The organism is Muribacter muris (assembly GCF_001038205.1).
GTDB classification, from domain to species: Bacteria; Pseudomonadota; Gammaproteobacteria; order Enterobacterales; family Pasteurellaceae; genus Muribacter; species Muribacter muris.
This window is the reverse complement of the sequence record NZ_JWIZ01000032.1, coordinates 1-21,094: the sequence shown is the minus strand read 5'-3', so window position 1 is coordinate 21,094 and position 21,094 is coordinate 1. Positions and strand designations below refer to the sequence as shown.

Below are 21,094 nucleotides of genomic sequence, written 5' to 3'. Positions count from 1 at the left end.
TAACATTCTCCCTAATTTATCTCATTTTATTTAGATTATCTTAGTTGGGTTTAAAATAAAAAGGGGATACTAAGGTATCCCCTTTAATATAGCTTGTTACTTACAGTGTATTAGGCGTTCTCGTTGGTCGCCTCGGTATCGTTTTCTTCGTCCTCGATCTCACAGATACGTTCGAGGCTGACTACTTGTTCATCTTCAGCGGTACGGATAATGCGTACCCCTTGAGTGTTACGTCCCACCAAACTCACTTCATTCACACGGGTGCGGACGAGCGTGCCGGCATCGGTAATCAGCATAATCTGATCGTTCTCTTCGACCTGTACCGCCGCTACGACTTTACCGTTGCGTTCGTTCACCTTAATCGATACCACCCCTTTGGTCGCACGGGATTTAATCGGGTACTCCGACAGGGCGGTACGTTTGCCGTAGCCGTTTTGGGTAACGGTCAGGATTTCACCTTGATTATGCGGAATCACGAGAGAAACTACTTTATCGGTATTCAGATTGACGGAAGAGTCGTCTTCTTCATTCTCGATCGGCTCAATATCGGCATCTTCGGTTTCGTCCAACAGCTCGGCGGTCGCCAGTTTAATCCCACGCACACCGGTCGCCACACGCCCCATTCCGCGCACGGCGGTTTCGGCAAAACGTACCACCCGACCTTGTGCGGAGAACAGCATAATTTCGCTATTGCCGTCGGTAATATCTACGCCGATCAATTCATCGCCTTCGCGAAGTTTAAGGGCGATCAGACCGCTTGCACGCACATTGCTGAACGCATCAAGGGAGACTTTTTTCACCGTGCCGCTAGCGGTCGCCATAAAAATAAATTTATCCTCACTAAATTCACCGTTCGGCACGGTTAGAATGGCGGTGATCCGCTCATTTTCTTCTTTGACTAACGGCAGAATATTGACAATCGGTGTGCCCCGTGCGCCACGGCTGGCTTGCGGTAATTGATAGACTTTCAGTTGATATAAACGTCCTCGGCTGGAGAAGCAGAGAATAGTGTCGTGGGTATTGGCAACCAGTAATTTCTCAATGAAATCGTCTTCTTTCATTTTGGTTGCCGATTTGCCTTTACCGCCACGGCGTTGCGCTTCGTAGTCGGATAACGGCTGATATTTCACATAGCCGGCGTGGGAGAGGGTAACCACCACATCTTCCTGTGCGATTAAATCTTCAAGGTTAATATCGCCGGAAGCCGAGGTAATTTCGGTGCGACGTTCATCACCAAATTCCGCCTTCACTTTTTCAAGCTCTTCGCGGATCACTTCCATCAAGCGTTCGGCGCTGTTGAGAATGTGAAGTAACTCGCCGATTTCAACCAAAATAGTTTGGTATTCGTCTAAGATTTTTTCGTGTTCCAAGCCGGTTAAGCGGTGCAGGCGTAATTCTAAAATGGCTTTGGCTTGGGCTTCGGATAAATAATATTCACCGTTGCGGACACCGCACTCCTCCGGCAATTCGTCCGGACGGGCGGCATCTACGCCTGCGGCTTCTAGCATTGGTGCAACATTCCCCAACGCCCAAGGACGAGATAACAAACCTTCACGAGCTTCATCCGCCGTTTTGGATTGACGGATAAGCTCAATCACCGGATCGATATTGGCTAATGCAATCGCTAACCCTTCTAAAATATGCGCACGTTCTCTGGCTTTGCGTAATTCAAAAATGGTACGGCGGGTAACGACTTCACGGCGGTGCATCACAAAGGCTTCAATAATCTGTTTTAAATTCAACAGTTTCGGCTGACCGTGATCGAGAGCAACCATATTGATACCGAAGGTTACCTGCATTTGTGTGAGCGCATAGAGATTGTTTAGCACCACTTCGCCCACGGCATCACGCTTGATTTCAATCACGATGCGTAGCCCGTCTTTGTCGGATTCATCACGCAACTCGCTGATGCCTTCGACTTTTTTCTCTTTCACCAATTCGGCAATTTTTTCGATTAGGCGGGCTTTATTCACTTGGTACGGAATTTCGGTAACGATAATCTGCTCCCGCCCCTTAGCAGTTGTTTCAACGCTGGCTTTTGCCCGTACATAGACTTTGCCCCGTCCGGTACGGTAGGCGTCCTCAATCCCTTTGCGTCCATTGATGATCGCCGCCGTCGGAAAGTCCGGACCCGGAATGTAGCGCATCAATTCCTCAATGCTGATCTGATCATTTTCGATATAGGCTAAGCAGCCGTCCAGCACTTCATTGAGATTATGCGGCGGAATATTGGTTGCCATACCAACCGCAATCCCCGAAGAACCGTTTACCAACAATGCCGGAATTTTAGTCGGCAAAACATCGGGGATCATCTCTTTGCCGTCATAGTTCGGTGAGAAATCAACGGTTTCTTTGTCGAGATCAGTCAGCAATTCTTGGGTGATTTTCTGCATACGCACTTCGGTATAACGCATTGCCGCCGGCGCATCGCCGTCAATCGAACCGAAGTTGCCTTGCCCGTCCACCAACATATAACGTAAAGAAAACGGCTGTGCCATCCGCACAATCGTATCATACACCGCAGAATCGCCGTGAGGGTGGTACTTACCGATAACATCACCGACCACACGAGCCGATTTGACATAAGGTTTGCCGGCAGTATTGCCGCTTTGATCCATTGAAAAGAGTACACGGCGGTGAACCGGCTTCAACCCGTCCCGCACATCAGGCAATGCCCGCCCGACAATCACTGACATCGCATAGTCAAGATACGAGCTTTTCAGCTCCTCTTCAATACTGATCGGTGTAATATCTTTGGCTAATTCGCTCATTGAAACGTCCTAATCCTTTTTTATATGCCCTGCTAACAGGGAAAATTGCTGGGAATTATAGCATAAAAGTTATAAAAACGGGGGGATTTTCGCTAGTACAAGCGGGGGGATTTGGGGTGATTTTTGCAAAGAGAATAAAAGGTTAGTTAGCTAACTTTGGAGTTCAAAGCTCTAAACAAGTTAAGTATTAAGAGACATTTATTTGATTTTAGATTTTATAGAGAACAGAGAAAAAAGAATTGTTTCTTTATTAAAGATAAATTCTATTACCTCTGAACATTCTGTCGATAGGTATTTGTATTAATGGTTATATTAACACAAACCTACTAAGCATTTTGGTAAGTGATCTATAGTAGGCTGTGTTGTAATAAAAGGAATTCATTAATTACCAGTTACGCCCAGCCGTTATTGCGTTTTCTGCGAGGGAGAATAAACGGAACGAATAAGCCGAGCAGTAAGCCGACACCGAGTACAGAGCCGCCGTAGATGAAATATTGGATCATTATTTCACGGGACTCGGCATTTTGTAGTACTTCTAAATCACGGTTTTTATTTTTTAGAATATCCAGTTCCCGCTTCAGTTGAGCATTTTGTTCCAGCAATTCATTGCTTTGTTGGGCAGCTTGTTGAGTACGGCGTTGCATTTCTGCGGTGCGTTGCTGCCAGTCTTTATCAATATTGTTGAGTTTTAAGGTTAATTCTTGAACTTGTTGCTTAAGCTGTGGGGTTAATTCTTTTGAGCTTGGGGTTGCAGTGAGCTCGCTGTTTAAAATCCACGCTTCTCGGTTTTTGCTGTCTCGAATGAGGGCGTAGCGATCTTTACGGTCGAGTAAGGTAACTTTTTCACCTGCTTGGATGGTGCCTGAAATTTTAAATTGATCGCCCGGTCCTTTGCGTAAGTAGGTATTTAAGTTTTCGGTTACATATTGCGTTTGCGCAAAGGCAGAGAGGGAGAAACCCATTAGTAAAGAGGCGAGCAGCGCCGAGATTCGTTTTTGCATTACATAAAATCCTTATAAAGCAAGAAAGAGAAGTGCAATGCACTTCTCTGTGAGGTTAATTAACGGAAAATGGCGTTAAGAATATAATAAATCGCAATCGAGAGGATTGCGCCTGCCGGTAGGGTGATAACCCAAGAGGCAACGATATTGCGGATAACACCAAGGTTGAGAGCGGCGATCCCGCGGGCAAAACCGACCCCTAACACTGCACCAACGAGGGTTTGGGTGGTGGAAATCGGTAAACCGGTACCGGATGCTAATACGACTGTAATCGCACAGGCAAATTGTGCGGCAAAACCACGGCTTGGTGTGAGATCGGTAATCCCCGTTCCGATAGTCCCCATTACCTTATGCCCCATAATTGCTAGCCCAAGGGCAATACCGATCGCTCCCATCGGCAGAATCCAAGGTGCCATAATGGTTTTGCCTTCAATAATACCGCCGTGATCGACAATCGACACTACGCCTGCTACCGGCCCGATAGCGTTAGCAACATCATTTGAACCGTGGGCGAATGCCATCGCACAGGCAGTGATGATCATTAAAATAGTGAATACTTTTTCGACACCGTCAAAACCGTCACTCAAGCGGGAGAGAAAGGATTTGCTGCGTAAATAGAAAATACAGATGATGGCGGAAATAATTGCGACAATTAAGCCCAACAATGCTGTTTCTTTACCGGATAAATTTAAGCCAACGTGTTTTAACCCTTTATCTAAGGTTACGACGCAGATGATAAAGACGGTTAAGGCGGTATAATAAGGGGCGTATTTGCGGGCATTTTCTAACGGTTTTTCCGTATCGAAAATCAGTTTTTGAGTAGAAATAAAGATGATATAGGCAACAAAACCGGCAATCGGCGGCGTGATAAACCAACTGCCGACAATACCGCCAAACTCAGACCATTGTACTGCTTCCATTCCGACCGTAATGCAGGCAAAGCCAACGATTGCGCCGATAATCGAGTGAGTAGTGGACACCGGCCAGCCCATTTTAGAGGCAACTAACAGCCAAGTGCCTGCGGAAAAGAGCGAAGCCATCATACCTAAAATCAGCACGTCCGGTTTGCCGGCAAAGGCTTCGGAAGCAATAATGCCGCTTTTGATGGTTTCCGCCACTTCTCCACCGGCGAGATATGCGCCCATAAATTCAAACACTAATGCAATATAAATGGCGCTTTTGACGCTGATAACGCCGGAGCCGACTGATGTACCCATTGCATTGGCAACATCGTTTGCACCGATCCCGAATGCCATAATAAAGCCGAAAATTGCGGTAATCATTACCAACATAAAACCGTAGTTATGAATCAATTCCATAATTTCACAACCTCTTAGGAACGCGCCAACATTAACTCGATACGGGAACCGATACGTTGTGCTTGATCTGCCAAGACGCCGATCCATTCCACAATTTTATAAATCACCATAATATCAATCGGGCTGTGCTCGTTCTCAATGGATAAGATCGCTTTGCGTAGTAAGATTTGAAGCTGATCCGTATCGTCTTCAATAATATCTAATTCTAAAATCATTTTATTGACAAAGTTAAGTTCACGCCCACGGAAGCCGGTTTCAAGTAAGTGATCCATTTCGTCAATCACTTTACCGACGTGAACGGCAGCATCAAGGCTACGAGTTAAAAAGCGTTCAAAAGCAGGTTGTACGTTTTGTGGGATAACTAATTGGCGACCGATAATGCGACCGGAAATATCTTTGGCATAATTGGCGAGTTTATCCAGTTGTGTAACCAATTCCAGTAAGTCGGTACGTTCAACCGGCATAAATAAACCGCGCGGTGATTTTAAGCGGATTTCCCGCTTTAACGTATCGGCACGGTGTTCTAAATCAATAATTTGGCGGCGGATTTCTTCCGCTTTCGTCCAGTCATTTTCAAAGGTTGCCTCAAAAAAAGGCACTAATAATCCACAACATTCAGTCACTTTCTTGGCGTGCTTTTGTAGCGGTTTAAGTGGCGATTGAGCGAATAATCCTAAGATATTATTCATTGCCATAGATAGATCTCCAGTAAAATTAATATAGTTGGTCTGCCAAACGGCAAAACGGATCAAATTTTACCGTATGTTTTGGTTGAGATCACGGAATAATTATCGACAAGCGGTCAGATATGACAAAATTATTGCAATCGGTTTTAGGGTGATGTCGAACGCCTTTAAGGGCGATTGGCGATTGTCCCATTAAAAATCAAACATTTAATTTAAAAATTTGCGTGTTTTAAATTTACAATGTGATGTAGAAATATTATTATTTCAGCCGTTTTGCCTATTTGGTAGGCGTTTTTTGATATTGCAAATTTAGAGGGTAGGTATGCAAAACCTAGAAAGTATTGTTGCACAAGCGATTAAGGCGGTTGAGGCAGCGAGCGATGTCGCTGCACTTGAAGCGATACGCGTTGAATATTTCGGTAAAAAAGGTCAATTTACCTTGTTAATGCAAGGGTTACGGGATGTGCCGGCGGACGAGCGTCCTGCGGTCGGGGCAAAAATCAATGAAGCCAAACAAGCGGCACAAGAGGCGCTGAATGCGAAGAAAGCGGCATTAGAAGAGGCGGAATTAAATGCCAAATTAGCTAATGAAAGCATTGATGTGAGCTTGCCGGGGCGGGCGACCGATTTGGGTGGCTTGCACCCGGTCTCAATCACAATTGAGCGTGTCGTTAAGTTTTTCAGTGAATTAGGCTTTAGTGTTGAAAACGGACCGGAAATTGAAACGGATTACTACAACTTTGATGCGCTGAATATTCCGGATCACCATCCGGCTCGGGCAGATCACGATACTTTCTGGTTTGATGCCAAACGGTTATTGCGGACGCAAACCTCCGGCGTGCAAATTCGTACAATGGAAAAAGTGCAACCGCCGATACGGATTATCGCACCGGGACGGGTTTATCGTAATGATTACGACCAAACGCATACCCCGATGTTCCACCAAATCGAACTTTTATATGTAGATAAAAAAGCCAACTTTACCGAGTTAAAGGGGCTGTTACACGATTTCCTCCGTGCCTTTTTTGAAGAAGATTTACAGGTGCGTTTCCGCCCGTCTTATTTCCCGTTTACCGAACCCTCGGCGGAAGTGGACGTAATGGGCAAAAACGGCAAATGGCTTGAAGTGTTAGGCTGCGGAATGGTTCACCCGAATGTGTTACGTCAAGTGGGAATTGATCCGAACGAGTATTCCGGTTTTGCGGTCGGAATGGGGGTGGAGCGTTTGACGATGCTACGCTATAACGTTACCGATTTGCGTGCTTTCTTTGAAAATGACTTACGTTTCTTAAAGCAGTTTAAATAAATTGAGGAATAAATAATGAAATTCAGTGAATCTTGGTTGCGTGAATGGGTGAGCCCTGCGATTTCAACAGCGCAGCTATGCGACCAAATTACAATGTTAGGGCTGGAAGTTGATGGTGTTGAGCCGGTTGCCGGCGAATTTAGCGGTGTGGTTGTCGGTGAAGTGGTCGAATGTGCGCCACACCCTGATGCTGATAAATTGCGCATTACCAAAGTAAATGTGGGCGGCGAGCGTCTGTTAGATATTGTTTGCGGTGCGCCGAATTGTCGTCAAGGCTTAAAAGTCGCATGTGCGGTTGAAGGGGCGGTATTGCCGGGCGATTTTAAAATTAAGAAAACCAAATTGCGTGGTCAGCCGTCAGAAGGAATGCTCTGTTCCTTTTCGGAATTAGGCATTAAAGACGATCATAACGGCATTATCGAACTACCGTCCGATGCGCCGATTGGCGCGGATTTGCGTGATTATCTACAACTTAACGATAACACTATTGAAATCAGTTTAACGCCGAACCGTGCCGATTGCTTGAGTATTGCCGGTATCGCCCGTGAGGTTGGCGTGGCAAATCAAGCGGTCGTTAATCCGCCAAAAATTGCAAAAGTTGAACCGACCATTGCCGACAAAGTGGCGATTGAACTGGTCGCACCGGAAGCCTGCCCTCGCTATTTACTGCGGGTGGTTAAAGGGGTAAACGTGAAAGCGCCGTCCCCGCTTTGGTTGCAGGAAAAACTCCGCCGTTGCGGTATTCGTTCTATCGATCCGGTGGTCGATATTACCAATCTCAGTTTGTTGGAATTAGGTCAGCCGATGCACGCTTTTGATATGGCGAAAGTGGCACAGCCGGTGCAGGTTCGTCTGGCAAAAGAGAATGAAAAATTAGTGTTACTGGACGGTTCGACCGCAACATTACAACCGAATACATTGCTGATTGCCGACCAAAACGGCCCGCTTGCAATGGCGGGGATCTTCGGCGGGCAAGCAAGCGGCGTGAGCGAAACCACCCAAGATGTGATTTTGGAAGCCGCTTTCTTTTCCCCACTTGCGATTACCGGACGGGCACGTCAATATGGCTTGCACACCGATGCGTCCCACCGCTTCGAGCGAGGGGTCGATCCTGAATTAGCCCGCAATGCGATGGAGCGTGCTACCGCTCTCTTATTGGAAATCTGTGGCGGCGAAGCGGGCGAGATTGTCGAAGCGGTCAGCCCGGCACATTTACCAGCATCAAAAACGGTTACACTACGCCGTGAAAAATTGGATAGCTTGCTTGGGCATTCTATTCCAACGGAAACGGTTACGACTATTTTTGACCGTTTAGGTTTCCAAGCCGGCTTTGAAAATGACGTTTGGACGGTACAATCGCCGAGTTGGCGGTTTGATATTGAGATCGAAGAAGATCTGATTGAAGAAGTCGCTCGTATCTACGGCTACAACAGCATTCCGAATAATGCACCGCTCGCTCATTTACAGATGAAAGGCGTGCCGGAAAAAATGTTGGAGATGCAGCGGGTCAAAACCGCATTGGTGGATAGCGATTACCAAGAAGTCATCACATACAGTTTTGTTGATCCGAAAGTGCAGACGCTCTTGCACCCAACGCAGGAGGCGTTAATACTGCCAAATCCGATTTCGAGCGAAATGTCGGCAATGCGAGTGTCCCTATTAACCGGGTTGTTGGAAACGGTTGCTTACAACCAAAACCGCCAACAAAGCCGAGTGCGAATTTTTGAAACCGGCTTGCGTTTTATACCCGATGCCAATGCCGAAAACGGTATTCGTCAAGAAACGGTATTAGGGGCGGTGATTGTCGGCGATAAACGCCCGACACACTGGGAATATAAAGCGGAAAATGTCGATTTCTTTGATTTAAAAGGCGATTTGGAACGGGTCTTATCCCTGACTAAAATCGGCAAAACGCTGCGTTTTGTGGCAAAATCGTTTCCTGCATTGCACCCGGGACAATCTGCAGCGATTATGCTTGATGGGCAGGAAATCGGCTTTATCGGCACAATTCATCCGAAAGTGGTGCAAAAATTGGGGTTATCCGGTAAGCCGATCGCCTTTGAATTGTTAGCATCGGCTATTGCAGAACGGACTATCCCGAATGCGAAAGAGATTTCCCGCTTCCCGGCAAATAAACGGGATATTGCGATTGTCGTGGATAATAACGTACCGGCAGGGGAGATTATCGAACTCTGTCGTCAAGCCGGCGGTGAGAAACTTGTGGCGGTCAATCTGTTCGATGTGTATCAAGGGGAGAATTTATCGGCAGGTAAGAAAAGTTTAGCCCTTAGCCTCACGGTTCAAGACACGGAAAAAACCTTGGCGGAAGAGGAAATCAACGCAGTGATTCAAGCGGTATTAGAGGCACTTGCACAACGTTTTAATGCTTATCTAAGAGATTAGATTTAAGGAAACATTATGGCACTTACCAAAATTGAAATTGCAGAAAATCTCATTGAAAAATGCGGATTAGATAAACGTGTTGCCAAACAATTTGTTGAGCAATTTTTTGAGGAAATTCGCGCATCGCTGGAAAAAGGCGAAGAAGTGAAACTCTCCGGCTTCGGTAATTTTACGGTTCGGGAGAAAAAAGCCCGCCCCGGTCGAAATCCGAAAACGGGCGAAGATGTGGCAATTTCTGCACGCCGTGTCGTCTCGTTTAAGCCGGGGCAAAAATTGCGTGAACGTGTTGAAAATGAGATGGTAAAAGCCTAAATGATAAAGACATTCTGCCAAAAGCAGAATGTCTTTTTTAGAGGATAGAATAATAATGCGAATTTGGAAGAAAAGCACAGCGGTTGGGCTGATTGCAATAACGAGCGTATTTCTAACCGCTTGTAGCGGCACGCCACCGGCGGAAAAGGCAAAACCGACTCAAGTCTCGAAAATTTATGGGAAACGCACCGGTAGTTTGCACGATCCGATTATAGCAATTAGCAGCCTAAGCGAACACCAACGTGAATGGAAAGGTACACGCTACCGTCTTGGCGGCACGTCTCGCAAGGGGGTCGATTGCTCCGGTTTTATGCAAATTACCTTTCGGGATCTGTTTGGGATTGCGTTACCGCGTACCACTACCGAGCAGGCCCAAGCGGGCAGAAAAGTGGCGAAAGTCGAGTTACAAACCGGCGATTTGGTCTTCTTTAAAACAGGGCGAGGTCCTAACGGCAAACACGTTGGGGTGTATGTGAAAAACGGACAATTTCTACACGCATCAACTAAGGGCGGGGTAATCTATTCCGATATTCACTCACCTTATTGGTCAAAAACGTTCTGGCAGGCACGGCGTTTATAAAAATGCGATATAGATCACAAAATTAACAAAAAAATTCACGATTCTTTAAAATCTGTTTGAAAAGCTGAATAACTTGACGTAATCTAGCCCCAACAAATAAAAGTGTTGTGTTCAACAACCGATTTCATAAATTTGCTTTCCGAGTAGCCCCTAAGACTAGGGGCTTTTTTTATTTCTGGATAAATTGGTTACTTTGTTGAATGAGTTGTAAGAAGAGTGCCAGCGGCGGGCGGCTGTGGGCTTGTTTCTCGCCGTCCTCGTTGTAATGTTCAAAATCGCCTTTGCGATCGATATGGAATTGCTCGCCGTCCGGCAGAATTGCCACATTGCGTTTATAGTTTGATGCCAATAGCCAACGGCGTTGGTTTGGTTCGGTCAAATCAATACCTTGTGCATAATCGCTAAGCGGTGAACGTAGTGCCAAAAATTGTGCCAGCAGGGTTGGGGCAATATCCAAATGGCTGGATAACGGCAGATAGCGGCTTTGCTGCCCCTGCCAATAAATCAGCATCGGTACTTGGGTGCGTTGCGTGGCAAAGCTGTTGGCGTTTGCTTGGTTGTCGCCAATATCGGCGGTTAGGATCACCAACGTTTTATTTAGCAAATTTTGGCGGATTAAGGCAGCCCATATTTGCTCAAGTTGTTGGTTCAGTTGCACGGCGTTTTCGGTCGCAGAGAGTTCCACATAGCTGAAAAACGGGCTTCGGGTAGCGTCTGTTGCCAGCCACTGCTGCCATTGTCCAACCGCCTCTTGATTATTGTGAGCGGACGGCAGAGGGAAATCCGCAAATAAGGCTCGTGAGTAAATCGGCTCGGCAAAGCCGTTGTGGGAGAATAATCCGAATTGATATTGCCATTTTTGCAGACTTGAAATAAAGACAGCGGGTGTGCGTTCATTGAGAATGGCATCGGTGTAGCGTCCGCTTAAACTGTAAAATAAGCTGACGATCCCACCGCTTGCGGAATCCGCCCCACTGTAATGTTGCGTAAAGCGGCGGGACTGCTCGGCAATGCGGGTAAAGGCGGGAAGAGTGTCCGCCGCTGCGTTCGTCAGCCCCGACAGATTGATGAATAAGAAATTGATTTTACGCGGGTTTTCACCATATTGTAGCGGTTTTTTCGGGTAATTGAGATAGAACGTATCAAGTCGCCCTGTGGTTTCAAGCTGTTGTTCAAGATTGGCTCGATCGATTAAGTGGTGTTTTTCTAAGAAAGAGCGGGCGGTCATCGGGTAGGAAAGCGGATAATTGGCTTTTTGAGCAGTAATCGGGCGGTAGAAAGCAAAATCCGCCCACGCATAGAGCAAATGGGTGGCGGTAAAGCAGCTCAAAAAGACAAGGGCAACATATTTCCCCCATTTCTGCCGATTAAAACTGCGTAGTTTCTGCCAACACCAACGAGAATAGAGCATTTCTGCCAGTAAAATTAACGGCATCGGCACGAACAGTAATTGCCACTGGCGGCTCAGTTCCGCTTCATCAGGATTTACTAACAGATCCCACACTAAGGGTGAAAGGTGCAAATAAAAGCGCTTAAACACTTCCGTATCCAGCAACAAGCCCGTCATACCAAGGGTGGCTACAATTACTGAAATTCCTCTGAAAGTGCGGTTGTGCTTAATCAGGAAACTGAGCGGGAAAAGCAGCAGTAAATAGAAAGCAAAAATAACAAAGCTGAAATGCCCGAACAGGCTGATAAAAAAATAGAGTTTGCCGAAGAGTGTATTCGGCCAATCGGCATTGAACGCATAGCGGGAGGCTATCAACAACGCCACCACGATGTTAAACAACGCAAACCAATGCCCCCAGCTAATGCGGCGGGAAACTTCCTCTCGGTATTGGCGGGAATTGTCAGGCAACAGGTGGCGCAGGGATAAAGCCATTTTATTTACTCGATTGAATTGCGTTAAGTAGTGCGTGATTAAAGGTTTCAGCCAGTTTTTGACGTTGTGTCGAGTTGGCAATATTGGTGATTAGAATATTGCTCACCATATTGCCCAGCGCCATTAACGATAAATCCACCGGTGTTTTGTGTTTTTCAAGGGTAACGATTAAATCGTTCAGTAACGCATCAAGTTGTTTATCTTGGTATTTGGATTGGGTTGCCATAGTTATCTTTTCTCGGATTTAAATGGGTGAATAGTAGCATAAAAACCGCTAACAAGCGGGGCGTTTTATGAAAATTTTCACGAAAATATCGCAAATCACCAAATGGCGCTTTTACCCTTAATATAGGGCATAAGTCGGTATTCATTTAGCTGAACCGCATTCATTATGCTGGATCAGCATTGCTCTGAATACCGGCTCACATTTTACAACGGGAGAGAATGCCGACTATTTGCAAAAATAGCCAGCGAATCGACCGCTTGTTCAGCGACCATCCGCTATTTGATTGCTATCATTGAACCGAAATTAAAGCATTGGAACCAAAGCTCGGTATGGGAAAAACCAACTTGGGCTAACCGTGTTTTGTGGATTTCAATGGTATCGGTACGCATCACATTCTCCAACGCAGTACGTTTTTGACTGACTTCTAGCTCACTGTAACCGTTGGCACGCTTAAAAGTATGATGTAAATCGATTAACAACTCGTTGATATGACTATCATCAAAGCGAAATTTTTCCGATAAAACCAACACACCGTTCGGGTTCAAGCCGTTATAAATACGTTCTAATAATGCGAGGCGGTCATCGGGCGGTAAAAATTGCAAAGTAAAATTTAGCACGACCATTGACGCATTTTGGATCTGAACATTCCGAATATCCTCGCATAAAATATTGACCGGAATAGCGGAGTGAAACGCCTCTAAATGGCGGCGGCAACGCTCAACCATTGGTTGAGAATTATCTACGCCGATAATCTGCACGCCGGTTTTATCAACATTCCGGCGAATTGATAAAATCCCTGCCCCCCGTGAGCAACCGAGGTCATAGACATTTGAGTTAGAGGTAACAAAGCGAGCTGCCAGCATACCGATAGCAGTAATAATATTGGAATAGCCCGGCACGGAGCGTTGAATCATATCGGGAAACACTTCCGCCACGGACTCGTCAAAAGTGAAATCACCGAGTTTCTCAATCGGTGCGGAAAAAAGAGTATCTTTCATTTTCAATCTTATTGGATAAAAATGGCTTATTATACTTGAAATTGATGCAGGTTGTTTGAGAGCAGGGATTTTTATAAAATGAAATTTTAACAATGAAGTTTTTTCATTTCCTAAATCCCGTGTCTAAACAGCGGATAACTTGTTATACTAAGCTAAAAAAATATTGAGGCTAAAGAATGAAAAACAAATGGCTGTTTTGGGCGGCGGTGAGCGGTTTTTTCTGTGTGGCATTCGGGGCGTTTACAGCACACGCATTGGAGAAAACATTAAATGCCGTTGAGTTGATTTGGATTGATAAGGGGTTGAAATATCAAATGTTTCATACCCTTGCTCTGTTGGGGATAGGTTTATTTGAGATTGCAAATAAAGGTGCGCAACCGCCCGCTTGTCGTTATAAAGCCTTGAATATTATCGGGGGAAGCTGGCTGTTAGGGATTGTGTTATTCAGCGGCAGTTTGTATGGATTGGCACTCGGTGCAAGCCACAGTTTTGTTTGGGTAACGCCAATAGGAGGCTGTGCATTTTTAGTCGGCTGGGCAGCGTTGATTTATGTGAGTGTAAGAAAGCAAGCGGAAAATGAATAAATTAGTTTTATATTGTCGTGCCGGCTTTGAAAAGGAAGTGGCGGCGGAAATCACTGAAAAAGCCGCACAGTGTGGTATTTTTGGCTTTGCACAATTAACGGAAAATAGCGGTTGGGTGCTGTTTGACTGTTATCAAGCCGGTGAAGCGGATCGTTTAGCGAGAGAATTGCCGTTATCCCAGCTTATTTTTGTGCGTCAGATGATTGTGGTTGGTGATATGTTGCGGGAGTTACCGACAGCTGATCGCATTAGCCCGATTATAGCTCGTTATCAAGCGCTTAACCCGCTGAAAAGTTGTGATGTGTGGGTGGAAACGCCGGATACCAATGAAGCAAAATCGTTATTGACGTTTTGTCGCAAATTTACAGTGCCGTTACGGGCAGCCTTGAAAAAATCGGGTTGGTTGGCGACGTCTGAACGGGACAAAAATGCGATCCGCCTGCATATTTTCTTTATCGGATCGGGGCAATGTTACGTTGGTTATGCCTATATTGCCAACAGTTCGGCTGATTTTATGGGAATCCCTCGCTTAAAATTTCCGGCTCAAGCACCGAGCCGCTCAACCTTGAAATTGGAAGAGGCGATTTTGAGCTTTATACCAAAATCGGAGGAAAAAAAGCGTTTAAATGCGCAGATGATCGGGGTTGATCTGGGCGCTTGTCCGGGCGGTTGGACTTATCAACTGGTTAAGCGGGGGCTGTTTGTGTATGCCGTTGATCACGGTAAAATGGCAGCCAGCTTGCACGAAACCGGTCGAATTGAACATTGTGCGGAGGACGGCTTTAAATTCCAACCGCCTAAGCGTAAGCAAATTGATTGGCTGGTGTGCGATATGGTGGAGCAACCACAGCGGATTAGTAAGCTGATGATTAAATGGCTGACAAGCAGTTGGTGCAGAGAGACGATTTTCAATTTAAAACTGCCGATGAAAAAACGCTATCAAGAAGTCAAATACTGTTTTGAGTTGATTGAGGAGAGTTTGACAAAAGCAGGGTTGGCTTATCAGTTGCAAGCGAAGCATCTATATCACGATCGCGAAGAAATCACCGTGCATATTCAGTTGCGGTAATTTGCAATCGCGGCGGTAAAGTGTTAGATTTTATGGCGGTTTAAGCTCATCAGTAAGATGAGCTTTCTTACTTAAAGGGATATAACAATGTTGGTTGCACTCATTCGCAAATGTTTGCTGACATTCATTACGTTATTGATTTTGTCGGTTATCAGTTATTGCATTTTATTGCGAGACCCGATCAATGTGGTGGCGGAAAACCGTGTGGTCGGCTATGTTAGCTATGTGCAAAATTTATTGCAGGGGCAGTGGGGCATCAGTTATCACACAGGTGAACCTTTAGCCAAGCAAATTTTAAATGTCTTTCCTGCCACGATTTCCCTATGTTTATCCGCCTCTGTTTTATCATTAGTACTGGGGATTCCTCTGGGCTTTATTGGTGCGGTGCAGCAAAATAAAGTGCTGAATACCCTTTTAACTACGCTTGGTTCGCTCAGTTTGGCTGTACCGGTGTTTTGGTTGGCGATTGTGCTTTTGGCTTATGCTTCGCTTAATCATTGGGAAATTGCCGCCGTGGGCGAGTTGCACCCGATTTATGATGTGCCGACGATTACCGGCGTGAAATTGTTTGATATTTTTCTTGCTGACTCTCCCTATCAATTAAAAATGATGCAGAGTGCATTGCAACATTTGGCCTTGCCGACCCTAATTCTTGCTATTCCGGCGACACTTGAAATAATGCGTATTACCCAACAACGAGCAGAGTATGTGCTAAAACAAAATTATGTGAAAGTCGCCCGCACGAGAGGGTGGTCGCCATTCAAAATTTGGCGAACGCATATTTTACGCAATACTTTGCCGCCAATGATTCCGATGATAGCACGCAATATCACTTTGATTTTTGCTTTTGGAATGTTGATTGAAAATGTGGTGAGTTGGGGCGGTATCGGGCGTTGGATGATTCACGCCTTAGCGATTCAAGATTATAATGCGATTTCTGCTGGTGTAATGGCAATCGGGTTATTTGTGTTGTTTATTGATATATTGGCAAACGGGCTGGCTATATTGCTTGATCCTTCACAAAAGAAAGATTGGTACGCAAAATAATGTTTAATGATAAAGATCCGGAACAGTTTCGGGAATCGGCTTATTTTCGGCAATTTTGGGCAGAGCTGCGGCGAGATGTGTCGGCATTGATCGGTGTCTATTTATTTATCGCCTTGATTATCTTTGTGTTATTAGGTCATTGGCTTGCCCCTTACGGTGCGGACAATCAGTTCATCGGTTCGGAATTGTTGCCGCCTTCTTGGAGTGATAATGGCACAATTCATTACTTTTTCGGCACGGACGATCTTGGACGGGATATTTTCAGCCGAATTTTAGCGGGCTTTTATTATACGGTCGGCTCGGCATTGCTGATTACCTTGCTCATCGCCCTATTGGGCGGTGCGATAGGGGTGCTGGCAGGCTTAAAAAAAAGCCGATCGCTGTTTATGTTAAGCCATCTGTTCGATACCTTTTTATTTACCCCGATTTTGCTGATTGCCATCATTATTGCCACTCTAATGGACGTCAGTCTGACTAATGCGATGTTGGCGATTTTCTTGGCGTTGTTACCCCATTTTATCCATAAAATTTACCATACCACCCAGCAAGAATTAAAACGGGAATATGTGATTACGCTGCGATTGGACGGCGCAAAAAAGCGGGATCTGATTAGCCAAGTGATTTTGCCCAATCTGACTACGGTTGCGATTAAAGAGCTGACACATATTTTTATGATTGCGATGTTGGATATTAGTGCGTTGAGCTTTATTTCCCTCGGAGCAAAAAGCCCGACACCCGAATGGGGAGCGATGATTAGGGATTCAATGGAGCTGATTTACATTGCCCCGTGGACAGTTATTTTACCGGGAATGGCAATTATACTGGTGATCTTAGTGGTAACAATGCTGGGTAACGGCTTGGTTCGGGTGCTGGAAAAATATCGAAGTTAAGGGGCTATTATGGCATTGTTGGATATCCGCCATTTATGTATTGATATTAACACCCCACAGGGGCGGGTCAGAATGGTGGATAATATCAATTTGACCTTGGATAAGGGCGAAATTTGTGGCTTAGTCGGCGAATCAGGATCGGGCAAAAGCCTAATCGCCAAAGTGATTTGCGGGCTAGTGAAAGAGGATTGGATTATCACCGCCGACCGCTTTCGATTTAACGATATTGAGTTGCTTAAACTCTCCCCGTATCAGCGGCGGAAATTAGTGGGCAATGCCATTTCAATGATTTTCCAAGATCCACTCTCTTGCCTTGACCCCAGTGAAAAAATCGGCAAACAGCTTATCCAAACCATCCGTTTTAAAGGAAAATGGTGGGCATATTGGGGCTGGAAAAAGAAAAAAGCGATTGAGCTGTTGCACCGAGTGGGAATTAAAGATCACCAAGATATTATGCAGAGCTACCCAACGGAAATTACCGAAGGGGAGGGGCAAAAAGTGATGATTGCAATGGCGGTTGCCAATCAGCCCCGCTTGTTGGTGGCGGACGAACCGACCAATACAATGGAGGCAACCACCCAACTGCAAATTTACCGCCTACTTGCCAGTATGAATAAGAATTTAGGCACTTCTATTCTGTTAGTCAGCAATGATATTTTGAGCATTCATAAATGGGTGGACGCTTTTAATGTGCTATATTGCGGTCAAACAGTTGAAATTGGTCGAAAAGAAACCATAATGGAAACGCCCTATCACCCCTATACGTCGGTATTGCTACATAGCGTGCCGGATTTCTCCAAACCATTGCCTTTCAAAGGGCGGCTTAACACCTTAAAAGGCTCAGTACCAATGTTACAAAATATGCCTATGGGCTGCCGGCTTGGGCCTCGTTGCCCGTTTGCCCAGAAAAAGTGTGTCATTAAACCGAGCTTACGAAAGGTTAAGCAGCACGAATTTGCCTGCCATTTCCCACTCAATTTCCGTGAGCAGAGCCTTTTGCGTAAACAAGATTTTACGCCTGTCAGAGTGGACAAAAAGGGCGAACTTTAGTCTAAAACAGATGCAAGCGGTGAGATAATGCCCAAAATATGCAAAATGCCGTAAGCTCACAAAATATTTTGCATAATCCAATCATTTAAACTTGTGCAAAAAGTTCGTAAAACCCATCTGAATGTAGGGACGCCACGCTGGCGTCCGTCATAAAATTGCATAATTCCAAGATTTTCCAGTATTATGTAGTAAATGCACAAAAATAGACATTTTAACAGAATGTAGGGACACACGCAGTGTGTCCCTACAAGTGAATAAAAAACAACTTTGTGCAACTGCTACATAATATTGAGATTTTCTTAAACGGACGCAAGCATTGCGTCCCTACAGTGATTTACTTAACCTGCCGACTGTGCCGATGCACACTTACCACCAAAGTATCACTTTGCGCAATTTCACTGACTATCGGGCATTTAACGGAACATAATCAGCGTGAAATTCAGGCTCTAATAGATCGGTTTGAATAACAAAATAAACGTAAAAGAGGTAGTTTCGCAAACGATGCTCAAATCAGATTGAAATCGTTTTAAAACCCACCCAAAGTTAAGCAAAAATAAGTTTGATTTTGTACTAGTTTAGTAGTATGATTGAATCGTTTTCAAGCGTGAGGAAGTGATATGACAACACAATTAAATCCCTATTTTGGTGAATTTGGCGGAATGTATGTGCCGGAAATTCTCGTGCCGGTGCTCAAACAGCTAGAGCAGGCATTTATTGAAGCACAAAACGATCCCCAATTTCACGCCGAATTTACCGATCTACTCAAAAATTATGCCGGTCGCCCGACCGCTTTAACCTTATGTCGAAATTTAACGAAAGGCACAAACGCCAAACTATATCTGAAACGGGAAGATTTACTTCACGGCGGTGCGCATAAAACCAATCAAGTCTTAGGGCAAATTCTGCTCGCCAAACGAATGGGAAAAACCCGCATTATTGCCGAAACTGGGGCGGGGCAACACGGGGTTGCTACTGCCTTAGCCTGTGCGATGTTAGATATGCCTTGTGTGATTTATATGGGGGCGAAAGATGTCCAACGCCAATCGCCGAATGTGTTTAGAATGCGGCTAATGGGCGCAGAAGTCATCGCAGTAGAAAAAGGTTCTTGCTCATTAAAAGATGCCTGCTGCGAAGCAATGCGGGATTGGGCGGCAAATTATGAAACCACCCACTATCTACTCGGCACGGCGGCAGGCCCACACCCGTTCCCGACCATTGTGCGTGAATTTCAAAAAATGATCGGTGAGGAAACCAAACGCCAAATATTAGACAGAGAAGGACGCTTGCCCGATGCGGTGATTGCAGCGGTTGGCGGCGGCTCTAATGCAATCGGTATGTTTGCCGATTTTATTGATGAACCGAATGTGCGTTTAATCGGAGTCGAACCGGCAGGCAAAGGGATTGAAACGGGCGAACACGGTGCACCGCTCAAGCACGGCACGGTCGGCATTTATTTTGGAATGAAAGCGCCGATTATGCAGGATAAGGACGGTCAGATTGAAGAGTCCTACTCCATTTCCGCCGGCTTGGATTTCCCTTCCGTTGGCCCGCAGCACGCCCATTTGAACGCGATAGGGCGGGCGGAATATGTATCGATTACCGATCAAGAGGCACTTGATGCCTTTCAAGCACTCGCCCGCCACGAAGGGATTATTCCAGCGTTAGAGTCTGCCCACGCCTTAGCCTATGCGTTGAAATATATTGCGCAAGATCCGCAGAAAGCACAAATTTTAGTGGTTAATTTATCCGGACGAGGCGATAAAGATATTTTTACGGTAGATAAAATCTTAAACGGAGGTCAATAATGAACCGCTTTGATAATCTATTTTCAACCCTAAAACGTCAAAATCAAGGGGCGTTTGTACCCTTTGTTACCTTATGCGATCCGGATTTTGATCGCTCGTTTGAGATTATTCAAACCTTGGTAGAGAATGGTGCCGATGCGTTAGAGCTGGGTTTTCCGTTTTCCGATCCGCTATTGGATGGCCCGGTTATCCAAGCCGCAAATAAACGAGCATTGGACGCAGGGTTTAGCACGGCAGCGTGTTTTGAGCTATTAGCCAAAATCCGCCAAAAATACCCGACGATTCCCATTAGCCTGCTACTCTGTGCGAATTTGGTGTTTGTAGCGGGAATTGAGACTTTTTATCGGCACTGCCAAAGCGTGGGAGTCGATGCGGTACTGATTGCCGATGTGCCGCTGGAGTTTGCCCAAGAATTTACGCAATACGCTCAAAAATACGGTATTGCACCTGTGTTTATTTGCCCGCCGAATGCTGATCAACATACAATAAACGCGATTGCTGCACAAACGCAAGGTTATACCTACCTCGTTTCACGGGCAGGCGTTACCAGTGCCGAAAATCAGGCTTGTGCCACTAACCTTGATCACCTAATTGCCGCACTACGCCAAGCCAACGCCGCGCCGATTTTACAAGGCTTCGGCATCGCCTCACCGGAGCAAGTGAAGCAGGCGCTTAAAACAGGCGCAGACGGCGCAATTTCCGGCTCAGCAATTGTCAAAATTATTGAAAAGCACCGCCACAATCAACTACAGCTCTTAACCGAACTAGCTGAATTTACCCGAATAATGAAGCAAGCGACCTATCTTGATACGCACTAGGCAAGCGGTTGGAATGGGTGGTTTTTTTGCAAATTCTGCCTATCTTCCTACTTAGTATGGGGAAATATGCTTTTAAATTATAATTTATAACCAATAATTTGCTTATTTTTTGTGATTTACTTCACACTTTTTCAGTTAAGACTTTGAGGATTAGTGATAAAAGAGGGTATATTTTAGCCAATGTTAAGTGGTTTTTAAAAAAGCGTTTGATCGTAATGAAAGGAGAAAAAAATGGTTCAAAAAAAACGCACTACGTTGGCATATTACCCCGAAAGACAGAAATCCGGCGCATATTGGTGCAAGTGTCATTCACCCTGACGGCTCGGTCGGCAAAGTGGTAAGCGGGC

18 protein-coding genes are annotated in these 21,094 nt (G+C 45.5%); 11 read left to right on the top strand and 7 right to left on the bottom strand.

Annotated features, from left to right (window positions below):
* Positions 1–110 precede the first annotated feature (110 nt).
* The 4 genes from gyrA to RO21_RS05975 all read right to left on the bottom strand — a co-directional run bounded on the left by gyrA (position 111) and on the right by RO21_RS05975 (position 5,786).
* Positions 111–2,771 (bottom strand): DNA topoisomerase (ATP-hydrolyzing) subunit A, encoded by a 2,661-nt coding sequence (gene gyrA, locus RO21_RS05990; RefSeq protein WP_047976891.1) that lies wholly within the window; start codon positions 2,769–2,771, stop codon positions 111–113.
* 392 nt (positions 2,772–3,163) lie between these two features.
* Positions 3,164–3,772, bottom strand: coding sequence for a TIGR04211 family SH3 domain-containing protein (locus tag RO21_RS05985; RefSeq protein WP_047976890.1), 609 nt, complete (start codon positions 3,770–3,772; stop codon positions 3,164–3,166).
* 59 nt (positions 3,773–3,831) lie between these two features.
* Positions 3,832–5,091: an inorganic phosphate transporter gene (locus RO21_RS05980; protein WP_047976889.1), complete on the bottom strand. Its 1,260-nt coding sequence runs from the start codon at positions 5,089–5,091 to the stop codon at positions 3,832–3,834.
* A gap of 14 nt (positions 5,092–5,105) precedes the next feature.
* The gene (locus RO21_RS05975) at positions 5,106–5,786 is read right to left on the bottom strand and encodes a TIGR00153 family protein (protein WP_047976888.1); all 681 of its coding nucleotides are present in this window, start codon (positions 5,784–5,786) and stop codon (positions 5,106–5,108) included.
* A 313-nt stretch (positions 5,787–6,099) separates the two neighbouring features.
* Between RO21_RS05975 and pheS the strand changes: the two genes are divergently transcribed.
* The 4 genes from pheS to RO21_RS05955 are packed head-to-tail and all read left to right on the top strand — an operon-like array spanning position 6,100 to position 10,378.
* Positions 6,100–7,083: a phenylalanine--tRNA ligase subunit alpha gene (pheS, locus tag RO21_RS05970; protein WP_047976887.1), complete on the top strand. Its 984-nt coding sequence runs from the start codon at positions 6,100–6,102 to the stop codon at positions 7,081–7,083.
* 15 nt (positions 7,084–7,098) lie between these two features.
* Positions 7,099–9,486 (top strand): phenylalanine--tRNA ligase subunit beta, encoded by a 2,388-nt coding sequence (gene pheT, locus RO21_RS05965; RefSeq protein ID WP_047976886.1) that lies wholly within the window; start codon positions 7,099–7,101, stop codon positions 9,484–9,486.
* 15 nt (positions 9,487–9,501) lie between these two features.
* On the top strand, positions 9,502–9,798 hold the full coding sequence (locus RO21_RS05960; protein ID WP_047976885.1) for an integration host factor subunit alpha: 297 nt from the start codon (positions 9,502–9,504) through the stop codon (positions 9,796–9,798).
* Between the two features lie 55 nt (positions 9,799–9,853).
* Positions 9,854–10,378, top strand: coding sequence for an NlpC/P60 family protein (locus tag RO21_RS05955; protein WP_047976884.1), 525 nt, complete (start codon positions 9,854–9,856; stop codon positions 10,376–10,378).
* A 169-nt stretch (positions 10,379–10,547) separates the two neighbouring features.
* On the opposite strand, the gene RO21_RS05950 is transcribed toward RO21_RS05955, so the two are convergent.
* The 3 genes from RO21_RS05950 to cmoA form a co-directional block, all read right to left on the bottom strand.
* Complete coding sequence (locus RO21_RS05950; RefSeq protein ID WP_047976883.1) at positions 10,548–12,260, bottom strand: DUF3413 domain-containing protein; 1,713 nt, start codon at positions 12,258–12,260, stop codon at positions 10,548–10,550.
* A gap of 1 nt (position 12,261) precedes the next feature.
* Entirely contained in the window at positions 12,262–12,486 is a 225-nt protein-coding gene (locus RO21_RS05945) for a DUF1414 domain-containing protein (RefSeq protein ID WP_047976882.1), read from the bottom strand.
* Between the two features lie 275 nt (positions 12,487–12,761).
* Positions 12,762–13,484: a carboxy-S-adenosyl-L-methionine synthase CmoA gene (gene cmoA, locus RO21_RS05940; RefSeq protein WP_047976881.1), complete on the bottom strand. Its 723-nt coding sequence runs from the start codon at positions 13,482–13,484 to the stop codon at positions 12,762–12,764.
* 176 nt (positions 13,485–13,660) lie between these two features.
* Between cmoA and RO21_RS05935 the strand changes: the two genes are divergently transcribed.
* The 7 genes from RO21_RS05935 to trpA all read left to right on the top strand — a co-directional run bounded on the left by RO21_RS05935 (position 13,661) and on the right by trpA (position 20,747).
* Positions 13,661–14,068 carry a DUF423 domain-containing protein gene (locus RO21_RS05935; protein WP_047976880.1) on the top strand — a complete coding sequence of 136 codons (408 nt, stop codon included), beginning with the start codon at positions 13,661–13,663 and terminating at the stop codon, positions 14,066–14,068.
* Positions 14,061–15,137, top strand: a complete 1,077-nt coding sequence (gene rlmM / locus RO21_RS05930; protein ID WP_047976879.1) for a 23S rRNA (cytidine(2498)-2'-O)-methyltransferase RlmM — start codon at positions 14,061–14,063, stop codon at positions 15,135–15,137. The genes RO21_RS05935 and rlmM overlap by 8 nt, the downstream gene beginning before the upstream one ends.
* A gap of 87 nt (positions 15,138–15,224) precedes the next feature.
* Positions 15,225–16,184: an ABC transporter permease gene (locus RO21_RS05925; RefSeq protein WP_047976878.1), complete on the top strand. Its 960-nt coding sequence runs from the start codon at positions 15,225–15,227 to the stop codon at positions 16,182–16,184.
* Positions 16,184–17,074 carry an ABC transporter permease subunit gene (locus RO21_RS05920; RefSeq protein ID WP_047976877.1) on the top strand — a complete coding sequence of 297 codons (891 nt, stop codon included), beginning with the start codon at positions 16,184–16,186 and terminating at the stop codon, positions 17,072–17,074. The genes RO21_RS05925 and RO21_RS05920 overlap by 1 nt, the downstream gene beginning before the upstream one ends.
* A 9-nt stretch (positions 17,075–17,083) precedes the next feature.
* Complete coding sequence (locus RO21_RS05915) at positions 17,084–18,124, top strand: peptide ABC transporter ATP-binding protein (protein ID WP_047976876.1); 1,041 nt, start codon at positions 17,084–17,086, stop codon at positions 18,122–18,124.
* 617 nt (positions 18,125–18,741) lie between these two features.
* Entirely contained in the window at positions 18,742–19,929 is a 1,188-nt protein-coding gene (gene trpB / locus RO21_RS05910) for a tryptophan synthase subunit beta (RefSeq protein WP_047976875.1), read from the top strand.
* Positions 19,929–20,747: a tryptophan synthase subunit alpha gene (gene trpA / locus RO21_RS05905; RefSeq protein WP_047976874.1), complete on the top strand. Its 819-nt coding sequence runs from the start codon at positions 19,929–19,931 to the stop codon at positions 20,745–20,747. Before trpB ends, trpA begins: the two co-directional genes overlap by 1 nt.
* The last annotated feature ends 347 nt before the right edge of the window (positions 20,748–21,094 follow it).

Coding starts and splice junctions, on each gene's coding strand:
- gyrA (WP_047976891.1), bottom strand. CDS start 2,771: ATGAGCGAATTAGCCAAAGATATTACACCGATCAGTATTGAAGAGGAG.
- RO21_RS05985 (WP_047976890.1), bottom strand. CDS start 3,772: ATGCAAAAACGAATCTCGGCGCTGCTCGCCTCTTTACTAATGGGTTTC.
- RO21_RS05980 (WP_047976889.1), bottom strand. CDS start 5,091: ATGGAATTGATTCATAACTACGGTTTTATGTTGGTAATGATTACCGCA.
- RO21_RS05975 (WP_047976888.1), bottom strand. CDS start 5,786: ATGGCAATGAATAATATCTTAGGATTATTCGCTCAATCGCCACTTAAA.
- pheS (WP_047976887.1), top strand. CDS start 6,100: ATGCAAAACCTAGAAAGTATTGTTGCACAAGCGATTAAGGCGGTTGAG.
- pheT (WP_047976886.1), top strand. CDS start 7,099: ATGAAATTCAGTGAATCTTGGTTGCGTGAATGGGTGAGCCCTGCGATT.
- RO21_RS05960 (WP_047976885.1), top strand. CDS start 9,502: ATGGCACTTACCAAAATTGAAATTGCAGAAAATCTCATTGAAAAATGC.
- RO21_RS05955 (WP_047976884.1), top strand. CDS start 9,854: ATGCGAATTTGGAAGAAAAGCACAGCGGTTGGGCTGATTGCAATAACG.
- RO21_RS05950 (WP_047976883.1), bottom strand. CDS start 12,260: ATGGCTTTATCCCTGCGCCACCTGTTGCCTGACAATTCCCGCCAATAC.
- RO21_RS05945 (WP_047976882.1), bottom strand. CDS start 12,486: ATGGCAACCCAATCCAAATACCAAGATAAACAACTTGATGCGTTACTG.
- cmoA (WP_047976881.1), bottom strand. CDS start 13,484: ATGAAAGATACTCTTTTTTCCGCACCGATTGAGAAACTCGGTGATTTC.
- RO21_RS05935 (WP_047976880.1), top strand. CDS start 13,661: ATGAAAAACAAATGGCTGTTTTGGGCGGCGGTGAGCGGTTTTTTCTGT.
- rlmM (WP_047976879.1), top strand. CDS start 14,061: ATGAATAAATTAGTTTTATATTGTCGTGCCGGCTTTGAAAAGGAAGTG.
- RO21_RS05925 (WP_047976878.1), top strand. CDS start 15,225: ATGTTGGTTGCACTCATTCGCAAATGTTTGCTGACATTCATTACGTTA.
- RO21_RS05920 (WP_047976877.1), top strand. CDS start 16,184: ATGTTTAATGATAAAGATCCGGAACAGTTTCGGGAATCGGCTTATTTT.
- RO21_RS05915 (WP_047976876.1), top strand. CDS start 17,084: ATGGCATTGTTGGATATCCGCCATTTATGTATTGATATTAACACCCCA.
- trpB (WP_047976875.1), top strand. CDS start 18,742: ATGACAACACAATTAAATCCCTATTTTGGTGAATTTGGCGGAATGTAT.
- trpA (WP_047976874.1), top strand. CDS start 19,929: ATGAACCGCTTTGATAATCTATTTTCAACCCTAAAACGTCAAAATCAA.